Below are 15,534 nucleotides of genomic sequence, written 5' to 3' on the forward strand. Positions count from 1 at the left end.
GTGCGCCGATATCGATCTGAACCGTTACGCCGCTCGTCGCGCCGCCCAGATCGCGTCTGACCTCGCCGAGCGTGCCGCCGTCTTCGACATCGCACTGCGGTTGAAGCGCTCCGAAGAAGACGTGCAGAGCGAGCTGATGGTGGTCCGATACGCGATGGCGCAGTTGCCCACGCTCTGGGGCCATGCCCGTGACGGCTTCGTCTCGATGCATCTCGTCGGCCGTGCCGTCGGTGCGTTGGGTCGTCTGCGCGCGCCCCATGGTGCAACCCAGCAGCAGAAGGATGCCGAGCGCGAGGCAGCTCGGCGGATCGACGAAGCGACATCGGAGTGGGCGTTCTCGTGCTCACCGACGAACTTCCTTCGACGGTTGCGGCGATTGACCGAGCGACTCGACCCGGAATCCGTCGAGGTCCGTCATGCTCGGGCGCTGGCCGATCGCCGCGTCTTCGTCGACCACATGGACAACGGCATGAGCTGGATCAACGCCTTCGTTCCGACGACGGAGGCTCTCGCCGTGGACCGCCGACTCCGTGCGACAGCGAAGCAGGTTAAGAAGAACGACCCCTGCGAGGCGCGGACGGTCGCCCAGATCCGCGCCGATCTGTTCTCCGAGTGGCTTCGCGGTGTCGGCACCGGGCATGCCGTGCAGACCAAGGTGTTCGTCACGATCCCGGTCCAGCTGCTCGATGGCAGCGACACTGCAGACCTTCCCGAGCAGACGGCCGAGATCGTGGGCCACGGGCCGATCGATCCTCTGACCGCGAAGCAGCTTTTCCTCGACGCCGGCGTCTTTCGTCGGGTGATCGTCGATCCGATTCACAGCGTGGTGATCGATATGGACCGTCGAAGCCGTCGCGCGACACAGGCACAGCGCGATTGGTTGGCTCTTCAGCACGGCACGTGCGCCCGAGATGGCTGCACCAGACTCGCGCTGGATGCCGAGATCGACCATCGCATCCCGTGGGCACAGGGCGGCAAGACCGATCTTGAAGATCTGCGTCCGCTCTGCCCGCGCGATCACGTGACTCGACATCGAACTCGCGCGGTCTACCGGTCCCGGCCCGATGGCTCCGTGCAGGTGGTCACGCCGACGGGATTCCGCACCGCAGCACCACCGTCCGAGGCGCTCGCCGCCGAGCCGGTCGCGCCCCCGTTCTGACATCTGTCCTCTCGATTTGCGGATGCTGCGGCACGAGCGCTACTGTCGCCACATGCCTTCGGCCACCACTGCTCCCTCGACGCTCGTTCCGAGCGTCGTCGTGGTGCGCCGTCGCCGCAGCCGTCTGGGCGGCCGCCGACTCTAGGCGACCCCGCGCTCCCGCCCTGATCGGACGGTGGAGTGCCGGTGTCGCCGCCCCGGCCACCAGTCCCTCCACCGTTAAGGTAGAAACATGACGTACACCGTCGCCATCTCCGGCGCATCCGGCTATGCGGGCGGCGAGATCCTGCGCCTGCTCGCCGGCCATCCTGACATCGAGATCCGCACCGTCACCGCGCATTCGAACGCGGGGCAGCCGCTGATCGAGCATCAGCCCCACCTGCGCTCGCTGGCTCACCTGACTCTGCAGGAAACCACCCCCGAGATCCTGGCGGGGCACGACATCGTCTTCCTCGCCCTCCCGCACGGTCAGTCGGGGCCGTACACGGATGCTCTCGGCGCCGTTCCGCTTGTCATCGACGCCGGCGCCGACCACCGGCTCACCTCACAGGATTCCTGGGATGCGTTCTACGGCGGTCACTTCCACGAACCGTGGGCGTATGGCGTTCCCGAACTGATCATCGGCTCTCAGAGCGGACAGCAGGACGGCGCGCTCAAGCAGCGCGAGGTTCTGCGTGACGCGAAGCGCATCGCCGCCCCCGGCTGCAATGCGTCGACGGTGAGCCTCAGTCTGGTCCCGGGCGTCGCAGCGGGCGTCATCGACCCGTCCGACATCGTGAGCGTTCTCGCGGTCGGCCCGTCCGGCGCCGGCAAGACCCTGAAGCCCCACCTGCTCGGCAGCGAGCTGCTGGGCACCGCCAATCCCTACGCTGTCGGCGGCACCCACCGGCATATCCCCGAGATCCAGCAGGCTCTGACCGCCGCGGGCGCGAAAGCGCCGCGGGTCTCCTTCACCCCGGTGCTCGTGCCGATGGCCCGCGGAATCCTCGCCACGTCATCCGCTCCCATCGCAGCCGGCGCGACCGACGAGCAGATCCGCGCCGCTTGGCAGGGCGCCTACGGCGACGAGACCTTCGTCCAGCTGCTCCCCGAGGGCCACTTCCCTCGCACTGCCGACGTTCTGGGCGCGAACACCGCGCTCATCGGCCTCGCCATCGACCGCGCGGCGAACCGCGTGACCGTCGTCACCGCCGTCGACAATCTCGTCAAGGGCACCGCCGGCGCGGCCATCCAATCCATGAACCTCGCGCTCGGCCTCGAAGAGGGCACCGCACTGACCACGAACGGAGTCGCCCCATGAGCGTCACCGCACCCCAGGGCTTCGAGGCGGCCGGCGTCGCCGTCGGCCTCAAGTCCACCGGAAACCCCGATGTCGCCGTCGTCGTCAACCGCGGCCCTCTCAAGGTCGGCGCCGCCGTCTTCACCAGCAACCGCGCCAAGGCGAACCCGATCATCTGGTCGCAGCAGGTCGTCGCCGACCGCACCGTCGAAGCGATCGTGCTGAACTCGGGAGGGGCGAACTGCTTCACCGGAAGCTTCGGTTTCCAGACCACGCACCAGACCGCTGAGAAGGCGGCCGAACTGCTGGACGTCTCCGCGTCCGACATCCTGGTCTGCTCCACCGGGCTCATCGGCACGGGCGACGAAGCGTTCCGTGCCAAGGTCCTCACCGGCACCGAGCAGGCGATCGCCGAGCTGAACGCAGACGGCGGTGCCGCAGCATCCGAGGCCATCATGACCACCGACTCTGTTTCCAAGATCAGCACCTACCAGCGCGACGGATGGACGATCGGCGCGATGGCGAAGGGCGCCGGGATGCTGGCACCGGGGCTTGCGACGATGCTCGTCGTCATCACCACCGACGCCGTGCTCACCCCTGTCGAGGCCGACGAGCATCTGCGGGCAGCGACCCGGGTGAGCTTCGACCGGCTCGATTCCGACGGCTGCATGTCGACGAACGACCAGGTCAGTCTGCTCGTCAGCGGTGCCTCGGGCGTCGAGCCCGAGGCAGAGGCCTTCCGTCTCGGACTGATCGACGTGTGCACGAACCTCGCTGTGCAGCTGCAGGCCGATGCAGAAGGCGCCAGCCACGACATCACGATCCAGGTCATCCACGCGGCATCCGAAGACGACGCGGTCGAGGTCGGCCGCTCCGTCGCGCGGAATAACTTGTTCAAAGCGGCGATCTTCGGCAACGACCCCAACTGGGGGCGCGTGCTTGCCGCCATCGGCACGACCCGCGCCGAGTTCGACCCGTATGACGTCGACGTCGAGATCAACGGTGTCCGCGTGTGCACCGAGGGTGGGCCCGATCGCCCGCGCGAGGACGTCGACCTCACCCCGCGTGCGACGAACGTGACGATCGATCTCAGGGTCGGCGAAGAAGCGGCGACGATCTACACCAACGACCTGACGCACGACTACGTCCACGAGAACAGCGCCTACTCCTCATGACAGACATCCAGGACACACCGCCTGACGTCGCGGCAGAGAAGGCCACGACCCTCATCGAGTCGCTGCCGTGGCTGAAGAAGTTCCGCGACCAGATCGTCGTCGTCAAATACGGCGGCAACGCCATGGTCTCCGATGAGCTGCAGGAGGCGTTCGCGCAGGACATCGCATACCTCCGCTACGTCGGCGTGCAGCCGGTCGTGGTTCACGGCGGCGGGCCGCAGATCTCGAACATGCTCGACCGCCTGGCCATCCCCAGCGAGTTCAAGGGCGGCTACCGGGTCACCAACACCGAGGCGATCAGCGTCGTGCGCATGGTGCTCACCGGTCAGGTCAACCCGCAGCTGGTCGCCAAGATCAACTCGCACGGCCCAATTGCGACCGGTCTCAGCGGTGAGGATGCCGGACTTTTCGGCGGACGACGCCGCGGTGTGGTGATAGACGGTGAGGACATCGACCTCGGTCGCGTCGGCGACGTCGTCCAAGTCGATCCGACCGCCGTGCTCGATCATCTCGTCGCCGGTCGCATTCCGGTGATCTCGAGCATCGCGCCGGATCTCGATCACCCCGGTCAGTCGCTCAACGTGAACGCGGATGCCGCGGCATCCGCTCTTGCCGTCGCGCTGAACGCGCGGAAGCTGGTCGTCCTCACCGACGTGCCGGGGCTGTACGCGGATTGGCCGAACAGGGATTCGCTCGTCTCGCACCTCACCGCGGCGCAGCTCACGGAGATGCTGCCGACGTTGGAATCGGGGATGATCCCGAAGATGCAGGCATGCCTCGACGCTGTCCAGTCCGGCGTGGACGCGGCAGCGATCATCGACGGACGAGTGCCGCACTCGGTGCTCGTCGAACTGTTCACCAGCAAGGGAATCGGAACTGAAGTGGTACTCGGACAATCGGAGGTGACGGCGTGACCGTCTGGAAGGAAGACGCGGCACGGGATCTCGTTCTCAACGCCGGGGAGCGGCTCGCACTGCTCACCCGAGGTGAGGGTTCGTACGTGTGGGACGGTGACGGCAAGCGCCACCTCGACTTCCTCGCCGGCATCGCCGTGAACTCCCTCGGCCACGCGCACCCGGCATTCATCAAGGCCGTCTCGACGCAGGCCGCGACCCTTGCGCACGTGTCGAACTACTTCGCCACCCCGCCGCAGCTCGAACTCGCCGCGCGTCTCAAGCGCCTCACCGGAGTCGGCATCGACGGGCGCGTCTACTTCTCCAACTCCGGCGCCGAAGCGAACGAGGCGGCGTTCAAGCTCGCCCGGCTCCACGGCGGCGCCGAGCGTCCGCGCATCCTCGCTCTCGAGAACGCTTTCCACGGCCGCACCATCGGCTCCCTCGCACTCACCGCGAAGAAGGCGATGCGCGAACCGTTCGAGCCGATGCCTGCTGGCGTCGAGCACATTCCGGCCACGATCGAGGCGCTGGAGGCGACGATCGACGACCGGGTCGCCGCGATCATCGTCGAGCCCATCCAGGGGGAGGCCGGCGTCGTCGAACTTCCCGAGGGGTACCTCGCGGCGGCCCGCTCCCTGACGCTCAAGCACGGCGCGCTGCTGATCATCGATGAGATCCAGACCGGCGCCGGACGCACCGGCCAGTGGTTCGGGTTCAACCACGAAGGCATCACACCCGACGCCATCACCCTCGCCAAGGGGATCGGCGGCGGGTTCCCGATCGGGGCGCTGGTGACCTTCGGCGCTGCGAGCTCGCTGTTCACCCCCGGTTCGCACGGCTCGACATTCGGCGGCAACCCGCTCGGCACGGCTGTCTCGAACGCTGTGCTCACCGAGATCGAGAGCGCGGGGCTCGTCGAGAACGCCGCCGCCCGCGGCGCGCAACTGCGAGAGGCGATCGTGAACATCGACTCGCCGCTGGTGACCGGCATCCGCGGCCGCGGACTTCTTATCGGCATCGCGCTGGCAGCCCCGGTCGCAACTGCCGTCGTCGCCGCCGCGCAGGACCGCGGCCTCATCGTCAACGCCGCCAATCCCAGCACGGTGCGCATCGCACCGGCACTGACCATCGGCGATGCCGAGATCGAAGAATTCCAGACGCTGTTCGCCGCAGCCCTCGCCGACGTCCAGGCGAGTCTCGCGGCATCCGAAGAAGACAAGGCCAACGCATCATGACCCGCCACCTGCTGCGCGACGACGACCTGACTCCCGCCGAACAGGCCGAGATCCTCGACCTCGCCGTCGAACTGAAGAAGGACCGCTGGGCCGATAAGTCCCTCGCGGGCCCGCAGACGGTCGCCGTCATCTTCGACAAATCCTCGACCCGCACCCGCGTCTCATTCGCCGTCGGCATCGCCGACCTGGGCGGCTCGCCGCTGATCATCTCGACCGCGAACAGCCAGCTCGGCGGCAAGGAGACCCCGTCCGACACGGCACGCGTGCTCGAGCGCCAGGTCGCCGCGATCGTCTGGCGCACCTACGCGCAGGCCGGTCTCGAGGAGATGGCCGAGGGAACGCGTGTTCCGGTCGTCAACGCGCTGTCGGACGACTTCCACCCGTGCCAGCTGCTCGCCGACCTGCTCACGATCCGCGAGCACAAGGGAGACCTCCGGGGGCTCACCCTCGCCTTCCTCGGTGACGCGCAGAGCAACATGGCCCATTCCTACGCGCTCGCCGGCGTCACCGCCGGAATGCATGTGCGGATGGCTTCGCCCGAGAACTACGCCCCGCGGGCTGACGTCATCGAGGCTGCCGATCGTCGCGCCGCAGAGACCGGCGGATCGATCACGCTCTACACCGACCCGGTCGAAGCGTCCGCCGGTGCGGACGTCGTCGTCACGGATACCTGGGTGTCGATGGGCAAAGAAGAGGAGAAGCTCGCACGCATCCGCGATCTCGGCGGCTACAAGGTCACCACCGAGACGATGAGCCTCGCCGACCCGGAGGCGATCTTCATCCACTGTCTGCCCGCCGACCGCGGCTACGAGGTCGACCCCGAGGTCATCGACGGGCCGCAGAGCGTCGTCTGGGATGAGGCGGAGAACCGCCTGCACGCCCAGAAGGCACTGCTGGTCTGGCTGCTGCGCCAGAACTGACCCGATGGCTGGTCGCCTGCGCGAGAACTGGAGCCGTCTCAACGGCCGCGACCGGATCGCGGGCGTGGATCTCGCGCGCGGCTTGGCCGTCCTAGGCATGTTCGCCGCCCACCTGCTCGTCACCGCAGGCGCCTTCGTCTGGACAGACCCGAGCACGTGGACGGCGCTGGTCGACGGACGCTCGTCGATCCTGTTCGCTACGCTCGCCGGCGTCTCGATCGGACTCGTCACCGGCGCTCGCACACCGCTCACCGGGCAGCCGATGTCGATTGCTCGATGGCGGCTGGCGCTGCGTGCGGCGATGCTGCTCGTCCTCGGCATCCTCCTCATCCTCACCGGCGTCCCGGTGTACGTGATCCTGCCCGCCTACGCGATCCTGTTCCTGCTCGCCGTGCCGTTCACCGGGATGCCCGCGAAATCGGTGCTGTGGACCGCGGTCGCGCTCGCCGTGATCATGCCTCTCCTGCAGCCCATGCTGAACGCCTTGCCGATCTGGCAGATGCCCTTCAGCGCCGAGCTCGATGTGCTGATCGGTTGGCACTATCCGTTCACCGTCTGGATCGCCTTCGTCCTCGCGGGGCTGGGGATCGCCAGGGCGGGAATCGCACGGTTGTCGGTGCAACTGCGGATGCTGGTCGCCGGCGGCGCCCTCGCCGCCATCGGCTACGGGCTCGCTGAACTACCGGCACCCGCGGCCGGGCCGTTCTGGGGATCGGTGTGGTCGGCGGCTCCGCATACGTCCGGGCTGCTCGAAGTGATCGGCTCCGGCGGATTCGTGATCGCCGTGATCGCCGTGTGTCTACTGCTCTGCCGCGTCGCGGTGCTCAAGACGATCACCCTGCCGCTGAGAGCAGCCGGTGCCATGCCGCTGACGGCATACACAGCGCAGCTCGTGATCTGGGCGCTCGTCGCGGGCGTCGTCCTCGGCGACACGACGGACCTTGCCGGGTTCCGCGCACTGCACGCGTTCTGGCCGCTGACGATCGGAGTGCTGGTCGGATGCACGGCCTGGGCGCTCCTGATCGGCCGCGGGCCCCTGGAATGGGTGCTCGATCGCACGGCCAAGCGCGTCGTCCCGGCAGATGCGCCCCGGTAGTCTGGAGTGATGAGCGAGGCGAAGCACGACGGCACGAACGAGGGCGCACTCTGGGGTGCACGATTCGCATCAGGTCCGTCGCCCGAACTGGCTGAACTCAGCCGCTCCACGCAGTTCGACTGGATCCTCGCGCCGTACGACATCGCCGGTTCCCACGCGCACGCCAAGGCGCTCGCCGCAGCCGGGTATCTCGACGCCGACGAAGAGCAGAAGATGCACGAGGGGCTCGACACCGTTGCCCGCAAGGTCGCCGACGGCACTGTCGTTCCCACGGCATCAGACGAAGACGTGCACGGTGCTCTCGAGCAGGCGCTGATCGCTGAGCTCGGGCCTGAGCTGGGTGGTCGTCTGCGCGCCGGCCGCTCGCGCAACGACCAGATCGCGACGTTCGTGCGGATGTATCTCATCGACCACGCGCAGGTCATCGCGCGCGACATCCTGCGCGTCATCGACGCCCTCGTCGCTCAAGCAGAAGCCCACCCCGAGGCGATCCTGCCGGGGCGCACGCACCTGCAGCATGCGCAGCCGGTGCTGTTGTCCCACCACTTGCAGGCGCACGCCTGGCCGCTGGTGCGCGACCTCGAGCGCCTGGTCGACTGGCGGGTGCGCGCGGGCGTATCGCCCTATGGCGGGGGAGCGCTGGCCGGATCCACGCTCGGCCTCGATCCCGACCTCGTCGCGCGCGAACTGGGGCTCGACCGTCCGGCGGAGAACTCGCTCGACGGCACCGCCGCGCGCGATGTGGTTGCCGAGTTCGCGTTCATCACGGCGATGATCGGCGTCGATCTGTCACGGCTGTCCGAAGAGATCATCCTCTGGAACACCCGCGAGTTCGGTTTCGTCATTCTGCACGACAGCTGGTCGACGGGGTCGAGCATCATGCCGCAGAAGAAGAACCCCGATATCGCCGAGCTCACTCGGGGCAAGTCCGGTCGCCTCATCGGCAATCTCACCGGGCTCATGGCGACGCTGAAGGGTCTGCCGCTCGCGTACAACCGCGACCTGCAGGAGGACAAGGAGCCGGTCCTCGACTCGGTGAACACCCTCGAGGTCGTGCTGCCCGCCTTCGCCGGCATGGTGGCGACGCTGCGATTCGACACCGATCGGATGGCCGAACTCGCACCTCAGGGCTTCTCGCTCGCCACCGACGTCGCCGAATGGCTCGTCAAGCGCCGGGTGCCGTTCCGCGACGCGCACGAGATCTCCGGAGCGCTCGTGCGCGCCTGCGAGGAGCGCGGGATCGGACTCGAGGATGCTGACGATGCCCTGCTCGCGCAGGTCTCCGAACACCTGACGCCCGAGGTGCGCGCGGTGCTGAGCATCGAAGGGTCCGTCGCCTCACGCGCCGGCACCGGGGGCACTGCGCCGGTGCGCGTGGAGGAACAGCGCGCCGAGCTCATCGCTCGAAGCCAAGCGGCCGTGCACGCACTCGGCCTGTAGCCGTACGGGTCAGACGCGCGGCTCGACGAACGTTGCGAGCTGCTGGGCGACCGTTCCCCAGCCTTCGTGGAAACCGAGTTCTTCGTGCTGTGTGCGGTCGGCGCCGTTCCGGTGCTTTGCGACGGCGACGTACTCGGTGCCGTCCGGGTGGTCGGCCATGGTGATCACCGCGGTGACGAAGGCTGATTCAGCGGGGCGCCATCCGGAAACGAGGGCGTCGGTGTAGACGATGCGCTCGAGTTCATCGACGGCGAGGAAGCTCCCGGTGATGTGGGGGCCGAATTCGTTGCCGTCGTCACTGATCTCGGTGCGGAATCCGCCACCGGGCCGCAGCTCCATCTCCCGCACCCTGCAGAGCTGGGGTGCGGGAACCCACCACTGCTCGAAGCTGGCGGGATCCGTCCAGGCGTTCCATACCGCCGCGCGAGGAGCCTTGATGACGCGAGTGATGGCGAGGTCGAGTGCGGGATTCAGTTCGGGGTTCATGCGTGGTCCTCCTGGTCGTGATGTTGGGTGGGTCGGATGTGCTGTTTGCGGACGAACTGTTCAAGACGGTCGGTGCGGCCCTCCCAGAGTCGTCGGTTCTCGGTGAGCCAGTCCTCGATCACCGAGAACTGTTCGGGGCGCAGTTCACAGGTGCGGACGCGGCCGACCTTCTCTGTCGTGATCCATCCGGTGTTCTCCAGGGATCGGATGTGCTTCATGAAGGAGGGGAGTGCCATGTCGAAGGGGGCAGCCAGTTCGCCGATGCTCGCCGGTCCCTTCCCGAGCTGGCCGATCACGGCGCGTCGGGTCGGGTCGGTGAGCGCCTGAAAGACCCCGTCGAGTTCCATCATTTGCTGAGCCACATGGCTAAGTTATGCCGCGTCGATAGTGAGGTCAAGAGGTAAGTGTTCGAGGAGTAAGAAGCGCACTGATATCTTCAGATCATCAGTTTTTGGCTTATATTCAGTATCAGTGATACGCTGATCGAATGACGGTAGTCGTGACGGCAGACATCATCGGTTCCCGACAGCTCGCCGATCGGGCCGAGGCGCAGCGCGCGTTCGACGAGACGATTGCTCGCGTCGAGAGCGATCTTCCCGTCGCGACGCAGGGGCTGCGTCCCACGGTCGGCGACGAGCAGCAGGCGATCTACCCGACGCTCGAAGCTGCTCTCGGGGCGATCCTGCTGCTGCGCCTCGCCCTGCCGGATGGCGTCGAGTTCCGCTACGGCATCGGAATCGGCGAAGTCGGCAGGGTGCCCTCGTCGACATCCGAGCTGGGGATCTCCGACGGCCCGGGGTGGTGGGCGGCGCGCAGTGCCGTCGAACATGTCGTGGCGCTGCAGAAGCGTGCCGCGCCGCAGGCGCGCAGCTGGATCGTCGCCCATGACACTGTCGCTGAGTCGTACACGGATGCCGTGCGATGGGCGAATGCCCATCTGCTCACGCGGGACGAGATCGTCGGAGCCATGTCCGAGCGCGTGCGCCGACTGACGTATGGGCGCTGTCTCGCCTTGACGCAGCGCGAACTCGCCGCAGCGGAGGGGATCACGCAGTCTGCGGTCTCGCAGGGCCTGTCCTCATCCGGCGCCGCCGCGGTCGTCGAAGGGTTCCGTCTCCTCGACCTGGGCTGAATCTCACCCCAGGCTCAACCGGATGATCGTGCCGATCACCCCGGCCCAGAGCAGGCTGGCGACTGTTCCGATGATGAATCGCTCTCGGGCCTCGGGCTCTGCGAGTTCGGGGAATCGGCCGATGCCCTTGACCGCGATGACGGCTGCGACCGCTTCGGGAAAGCCGACGACGATGGCGATCACCGCGGCGAGGCGCTCCAGGTAGCCGATCACGGTTCCGCCCCGCATCAGCGTGCGTGTGTGTTCGGGGTCGGCGTCGTGCGCGGCGACGATCAGGATGCCGCCGTCTGCTGTCTCGCGCACCCGGTTGCCGGTGGCGACGTCGAGCGCCCGACGGGTGAACGGGTTGCCGCCGATCGTCGCCGCGGCGATCCCCAGGGCCGTCAGCCCGATGCCGACGGGCACCGGGGCGTCTGTCGGCGGGACGACCACGACCGTGATCACAGCCGCGGCGATGAGGATGCCGCACACCACCATCGGCGGTGTGGACGGTCTGCGCACGTTCACGAGCGAGATGACGAGCACCGCGCCCATCACCGCAGCGATGCTCGCGGCGAGGACCACGGAGAGGAGCGGATCGGCCGAGGACATGCCGTCAGCTTCGCACGCGCATCCGACATCGCCGCGGAACCGCGCGGCGACACCGCGCTGATAGCCTGGAGCGCGTGTCGAATTCCGCTCTGACGACTGCCCCGCAGGCGATCGATCCCACGTTCGAGAATGTGTGGGACGAGCTCGTGTGGCGTGGGCTCGTCCACGTGTCCACCGACCAGGAGGCGCTGCGCGCCCTTCTCGCCGGAGACCCGATCACCTATTACTGCGGGTTCGATCCGACCGCGCCCAGTCTGCATCTGGGCAACCTCGTGCAGTTGCTGACGCTGCGCCGCATTCAGCTCGCCGGTCACAAGCCGCTCGGCCTCGTCGGCGGTTCTACCGGGCTGATCGGCGACCCGCGGCCGACGGCCGAGCGCACTCTGAACACCCGCGAGACAGTGGAGGAGTGGGTGGGCCGCTTGCGCGCCCAGGTCGAGCGCTACCTCAGCTTCGAGGGTGACAACGCCGCGCGCATGGTGAACAACCTCGACTGGACGGCGCCGATGAGCGCGATCGACTTCCTGCGCGAGATCGGCAAGCACTACCGCGTGGGCACCATGCTCAAGAAAGATGCCGTCGCCGCGCGACTGAACTCCGATGAGGGAATCAGCTACACGGAGTTCAGCTACCAGGTCCTCCAGGGCATGGACTACCTCGAGCTCTACCGGCAGTACGGTTGCGTGCTGCAGACCGGTGGATCGGATCAGTGGGGCAACCTCACCAGCGGCACCGACCTCATCCGTCGTGCCGAGGGCGTCTCGGCTCACGCGATCGGCACCCCGCTGATCACGAACAGTGATGGCACCAAGTTCGGCAAGAGCGAGGGCAACGCCATCTGGCTGGATGCCGACATGTGCAGTCCGTACCGCATGTACCAGTTCTGGCTCAGCACTGCGGATGGTGACGTCATCGACCGGCTCAAGGTCTTCACGTTCCTCACCCGCGCCGAGATCGAGGAGTACGCGCAGCTCGTCGAGACCGAGCCGTTCCGCCGTGCCGCGCAGAAGCGTCTCGCCCTCGAGGTCGTCACGACGGTGCACGGTGCGGATGCTGCGGCTGCCGTCATCGCGGCATCCGAGGCGCTTTTCGGTCAGGGCGATCTGAACGCACTGGACGCTGCGACGCTGCGCACGGCGCTCGAGGAGCTGCCGAACACGACCGTTCCCGCTGAAACCTCGGTCGTCGATGCGCTGGTTGCAACCGGGCTGGTATCAAGTCTGTCCGAAGCCCGACGTGCTGTCTCGCAGGGCGGTGTTTCGCTCGACGGTGTCCGCGTGGAAGACGATGCGGCCGCCGTGCGGGGAAGCTTGCCCGGTGGAGTGTCGGTGCTGCGCCGCGGCAAGAAGACGCTCGCGGGCGTGTTCATCGGCTGACGCGTGCCCTTCACTCCGAGCCACGCGCTCGTCGCGCTGCCGTTCCTGCGCACCCCGCTGGTGCCGGCGGCGATCGCGATCGGCGCGATGACCCCCGACCTACCGCTTTTCGTGCGCGGGTTCGGCGTGACCTATTCGTTCACCCACACCTATGCCAACGTCGTGTGGACTCTGATCCTTGCGCTCGGGCTGTTCCTGTTGTGGCGGGTCGTGCTGCGACCGGTCGCTCCGGAGCTGTCGCCGCAGTGGCTGGCGCGCCGGTTGCCCGCCGACTGGGACATGTCGGCTTCGGATGCTCTGAACGATGCTCTCGGGATCGGGTCTTCCGGAAGCCAGCGGCGGTGGACGCACGTGCTGTGGCTCGCGGCATCCCTGCTGATCGGAGTGATCTCGCACATCCTGTGGGACGAGTTCACACATGAGGGGCGACTCGGCCTCGATCTCGTGCCGGTGCTCGGCGAGCAGTGGGGACCGCTGCAGGGATTCAAATGGCTGCAGCACGGTTCGAGCGTGATCGGCCTCGCGATCATCGGGGTGTGGGCACTGCTGTGGCTTCGTCGTGCAGCGCCACGACCCGCCGCGGCACGCTCGACCCGGCCATGGGTACGGGTGGTGTGGTGGCTGTCGCTGCCGGGCATCCTGGTCGCGGCCTGGCTGATCGGGTACGCGACGCTCGGCCCGTTCACGGCCGGGTTCACCGTCCAGCACCTGGCCTACCGGGTGCTGCCGCTGGCGTGCGGCATCTGGGCGATGCTCACGCTGGCACTGTGCGTCGTGATCACCATTCTGGGGCGTCGGACGCCCACGGGTGGGGTGCCGAGAAACTGAAACCAGGCAGCACGGGCGCCGCCGTCGTGATCATGCGCCCACCGACGAGGAACTCCTGAACGTGCTGCGCGGGATCGATCGCGCTTTCCGGCCGCGGTTGATCTCGTCGTGGCATCCCGAGCAGTTCCGCGGCGACTCGGCGCAGAGACGTCGTGACCCGCCAGCTACCGCCGTCGTCGCGGCGCCTGCGGATCGCCTCGACGACGCGCGCGGCGAGCAGGTAGCCGGCGCTGTGATCGAGGGCCTGTGCGGGGAGTGCTCCGGGAGTGTCGCCGTCGGGTGATTCGACGAGCGCGATGCCGGATTCCGCCTGCACGAGGCTGTCGAATCCGGCGCGGTCGGGATGTTCCGTGCCCCACGCACTCAGCTGGGCCACGATCAAGCCGGGATGCCGCGCGGCGAGGGCATCGGGGGAGAGGCCCAGACGCTCGAGGGCGGCGGGGCGATAGCCGAGCACGAGGACATCCGCCTGTGCGAGCAGCGCTTCCATCTCGGGTGCCCGCGCATCGAGGAGTGCGCTGTGTTTGCCATGGCCGGTGTCGAGATGCTGCCACTTCGGTTCCGGCAGGTGCGGGGGATCGATGCGCAGCACGTCGGCTCCCAGCAGGGCGAGAGTGCGGGTGCAGACCGGGCCGGCGATCACGCGGGTGAGATCGAGGACGCGGATGCCGTCGAGCGGTGCATCCGCTCGTGACGAGCCCGTACGCGCTGGCGTCGCATCCCCGGTGCGCCGGAGCTCGACAAGCGGGTGGTCCCGGAGGGCGGCATCCCGATCGGGATCCTCTGGCGAGACGACGACCGCGAGACCTCCGCCGGCCGAGATACGCCGGACGGATTCTCGGGCGGATGCTGCGGCGAGCACGGCACGCACATCATCCGCGCCTGCGTCCTCGCGGAGACCGAGGGCGCGGAGCAGCGCCGCCGCATGGTGCGGGTAGTTGCCGTGGGTGCGGACCCAGCCATCCACAGCGCGCCAGAACCCGGAGTACGGCGACCAGACGTCGGGCGCTTCCCCGTCGATGCGGAACAGGCGGTCGCTGCGATAGGCGAGCGCGATCCGATCCGGGTCAAGAGCGGACACGTCGTGATCGATGCTGGCCGCGCGCAACACGGATGCCACGCTCGCCCAGGCGAGATCGTCGGTCGCCAGGCGCGAGGCGAGCGGTACGGGGTGGGTGGGGCTGAGGATCTCGTTCATTTCGCCTCTGACGGATGGCCGAGCGCACGCCAGGCCTGCTGTCGCACCCGCTTGACCGGGTCTTCGACCAGTGGATCGACGGCTCCGGCGGGGTCCGCGAGCTCGTGGGCGGCAATGACCTTCAGCGCCATCTCCCGCACGCGCCATGCCGGATCGTCCACAGCAGCCAGCAGGATCTCAGGTCTTTCGGGCGGACCGAGGTGCAGGAGGCACCGGGCACCCCACACGCGGGACCAATAGTCAGGCCAGCCGATGGTGCCGCGCAACCAGGCGATACTCGGATAGCGCGGATCGCTATCTGACGCGCGTCCGGTGAGGAGCTCTTCGCACCAGTGGATGACTACCGCGCGACCGAACAGCTCGGCAGCGAACTGCACCGATTCACGTGGGGTGCGGCGGCGATCGGGGAGGATGGCCATGCCGCGAGCGTACGGCCAACACGCCCGGGATGCGAGCATGATTTGCCGGAGCGGGGGATCGCACGTAAATTATTACTTGTTCGCCCCACAGGGTTGAGCACGGGCCCCAGGCTCAGCTCCCCTCAAGTGGCAGAACAACTCCCATACACGGAAGATCACCTCGGTGAGAAGCTGCGTGCGGGAAGCTCTGTGGTTCCGCAGATCGCATCGAGTTCGCTCGGAGTGTCGATTTGACTAACGGTCACCACGGGGTAAGATTGAGAAGTTGCCCTGCGGGCCTGGTTGTGATGGCTGGGTCGTGGGT

At 67.6% G+C, this 15,534-nt stretch carries 16 protein-coding genes; 11 read left to right on the forward strand and 5 right to left on the reverse strand.

What is annotated here, in order from left to right; translation table 11 throughout:
- The 8 genes from ACTICP_RS13330 to argH form a co-directional block, all read left to right on the forward strand.
- The coding region (locus ACTICP_RS13330; RefSeq protein WP_441893128.1) for a DUF222 domain-containing protein at positions 1-1,159 on the forward strand (1,159 nt) is incomplete at its 5' end.
- A 232-nt stretch (positions 1,160-1,391) separates the two neighbouring features.
- Positions 1,392-2,459 carry an N-acetyl-gamma-glutamyl-phosphate reductase gene (gene argC / locus ACTICP_RS13335; RefSeq protein ID WP_441893130.1) on the forward strand — a complete coding sequence of 356 codons (1,068 nt, stop codon included), beginning with the start codon at positions 1,392-1,394 and terminating at the stop codon, positions 2,457-2,459.
- Positions 2,456-3,613: a bifunctional glutamate N-acetyltransferase/amino-acid acetyltransferase ArgJ gene (gene argJ / locus ACTICP_RS13340; protein WP_441893132.1), complete on the forward strand. Its 1,158-nt coding sequence runs from the start codon at positions 2,456-2,458 to the stop codon at positions 3,611-3,613. The genes argC and argJ overlap by 4 nt, the downstream gene beginning before the upstream one ends.
- Entirely contained in the window at positions 3,610-4,527 is a 918-nt protein-coding gene (gene argB, locus ACTICP_RS13345) for an acetylglutamate kinase (RefSeq protein WP_441893134.1), read from the forward strand. Before argJ ends, argB begins: the two co-directional genes overlap by 4 nt.
- Positions 4,524-5,744 carry an acetylornithine transaminase gene (locus ACTICP_RS13350; RefSeq protein ID WP_441893136.1) on the forward strand — a complete coding sequence of 407 codons (1,221 nt, stop codon included), beginning with the start codon at positions 4,524-4,526 and terminating at the stop codon, positions 5,742-5,744. Before argB ends, ACTICP_RS13350 begins: the two co-directional genes overlap by 4 nt.
- Complete coding sequence (argF, locus tag ACTICP_RS13355) at positions 5,741-6,664, forward strand: ornithine carbamoyltransferase (protein WP_441893138.1); 924 nt, start codon at positions 5,741-5,743, stop codon at positions 6,662-6,664. Before ACTICP_RS13350 ends, argF begins: the two co-directional genes overlap by 4 nt.
- Positions 6,665-6,668: 4 nt before the next feature.
- Positions 6,669-7,760 carry a heparan-alpha-glucosaminide N-acetyltransferase domain-containing protein gene (locus tag ACTICP_RS13360; RefSeq protein WP_441893139.1) on the forward strand — a complete coding sequence of 364 codons (1,092 nt, stop codon included), beginning with the start codon at positions 6,669-6,671 and terminating at the stop codon, positions 7,758-7,760.
- Positions 7,761-7,769: 9 nt separating this feature from the next.
- The gene (argH, locus tag ACTICP_RS13365) at positions 7,770-9,200 is read left to right on the forward strand and encodes an argininosuccinate lyase (protein ID WP_441893141.1); all 1,431 of its coding nucleotides are present in this window, start codon (positions 7,770-7,772) and stop codon (positions 9,198-9,200) included.
- Positions 9,201-9,209: 9 nt separating this feature from the next.
- Here the strand turns inward: argH and ACTICP_RS13370 are convergent, their stop codons facing one another.
- Both ACTICP_RS13370 and ACTICP_RS13375 read right to left on the reverse strand, forming a co-directional pair.
- Positions 9,210-9,686 carry an SRPBCC family protein gene (locus tag ACTICP_RS13370; protein ID WP_441893143.1) on the reverse strand — a complete coding sequence of 159 codons (477 nt, stop codon included), beginning with the start codon at positions 9,684-9,686 and terminating at the stop codon, positions 9,210-9,212.
- A complete protein-coding gene (locus tag ACTICP_RS13375; protein WP_441893145.1) occupies positions 9,683-10,048 on the reverse strand; it encodes an ArsR/SmtB family transcription factor in 366 nt (121 codons plus the stop codon). Before ACTICP_RS13375 ends, ACTICP_RS13370 begins: the two co-directional genes overlap by 4 nt.
- Before the next feature lie 125 nt (positions 10,049-10,173).
- On the opposite strand from ACTICP_RS13375, the gene ACTICP_RS13380 reads away from it, so the two are divergent.
- The gene (locus ACTICP_RS13380; RefSeq protein WP_441893147.1) at positions 10,174-10,818 is read left to right on the forward strand and encodes a SatD family protein; all 645 of its coding nucleotides are present in this window, start codon (positions 10,174-10,176) and stop codon (positions 10,816-10,818) included.
- Positions 10,819-10,821: 3 nt separating this feature from the next.
- Here ACTICP_RS13380 and ACTICP_RS13385 read toward each other — a convergent pair whose 3' ends face one another.
- Positions 10,822-11,409, reverse strand: coding sequence for a hypothetical protein (locus tag ACTICP_RS13385; RefSeq protein WP_441893149.1), 588 nt, complete (start codon positions 11,407-11,409; stop codon positions 10,822-10,824).
- Between the two features lie 74 nt (positions 11,410-11,483).
- Between ACTICP_RS13385 and tyrS the strand changes: the two genes are divergently transcribed.
- Together tyrS and ACTICP_RS13395 are read left to right on the forward strand one after the other, a co-directional pair.
- A complete protein-coding gene (tyrS, locus tag ACTICP_RS13390; RefSeq protein WP_441893151.1) occupies positions 11,484-12,785 on the forward strand; it encodes a tyrosine--tRNA ligase in 1,302 nt (433 codons plus the stop codon).
- Positions 12,786-12,788: 3 nt separating this feature from the next.
- Positions 12,789-13,613, forward strand: coding sequence for a DUF4184 family protein (locus tag ACTICP_RS13395; RefSeq protein ID WP_441893153.1), 825 nt, complete (start codon positions 12,789-12,791; stop codon positions 13,611-13,613).
- Here the strand turns inward: ACTICP_RS13395 and ACTICP_RS13400 are convergent.
- The gene (locus ACTICP_RS13400) at positions 13,564-14,811 is read right to left on the reverse strand and encodes a CoA transferase (protein WP_441893155.1); all 1,248 of its coding nucleotides are present in this window, start codon (positions 14,809-14,811) and stop codon (positions 13,564-13,566) included. The two genes, ACTICP_RS13395 and ACTICP_RS13400, sit on opposite strands and share 50 nt — an antisense overlap.
- On the reverse strand, positions 14,808-15,230 hold the full coding sequence (locus ACTICP_RS13405; RefSeq protein WP_441893157.1) for a HEAT repeat domain-containing protein: 423 nt from the start codon (positions 15,228-15,230) through the stop codon (positions 14,808-14,810). The genes ACTICP_RS13400 and ACTICP_RS13405 overlap by 4 nt, the downstream gene beginning before the upstream one ends.
- Positions 15,231-15,534: the final 304 nt, after the last annotated feature.

It is taken from the genome of Microbacterium sp. (assembly GCF_052102115.1).
Classification (GTDB): Bacteria; Actinomycetota; Actinomycetes; order Actinomycetales; family Microbacteriaceae; genus Microbacterium.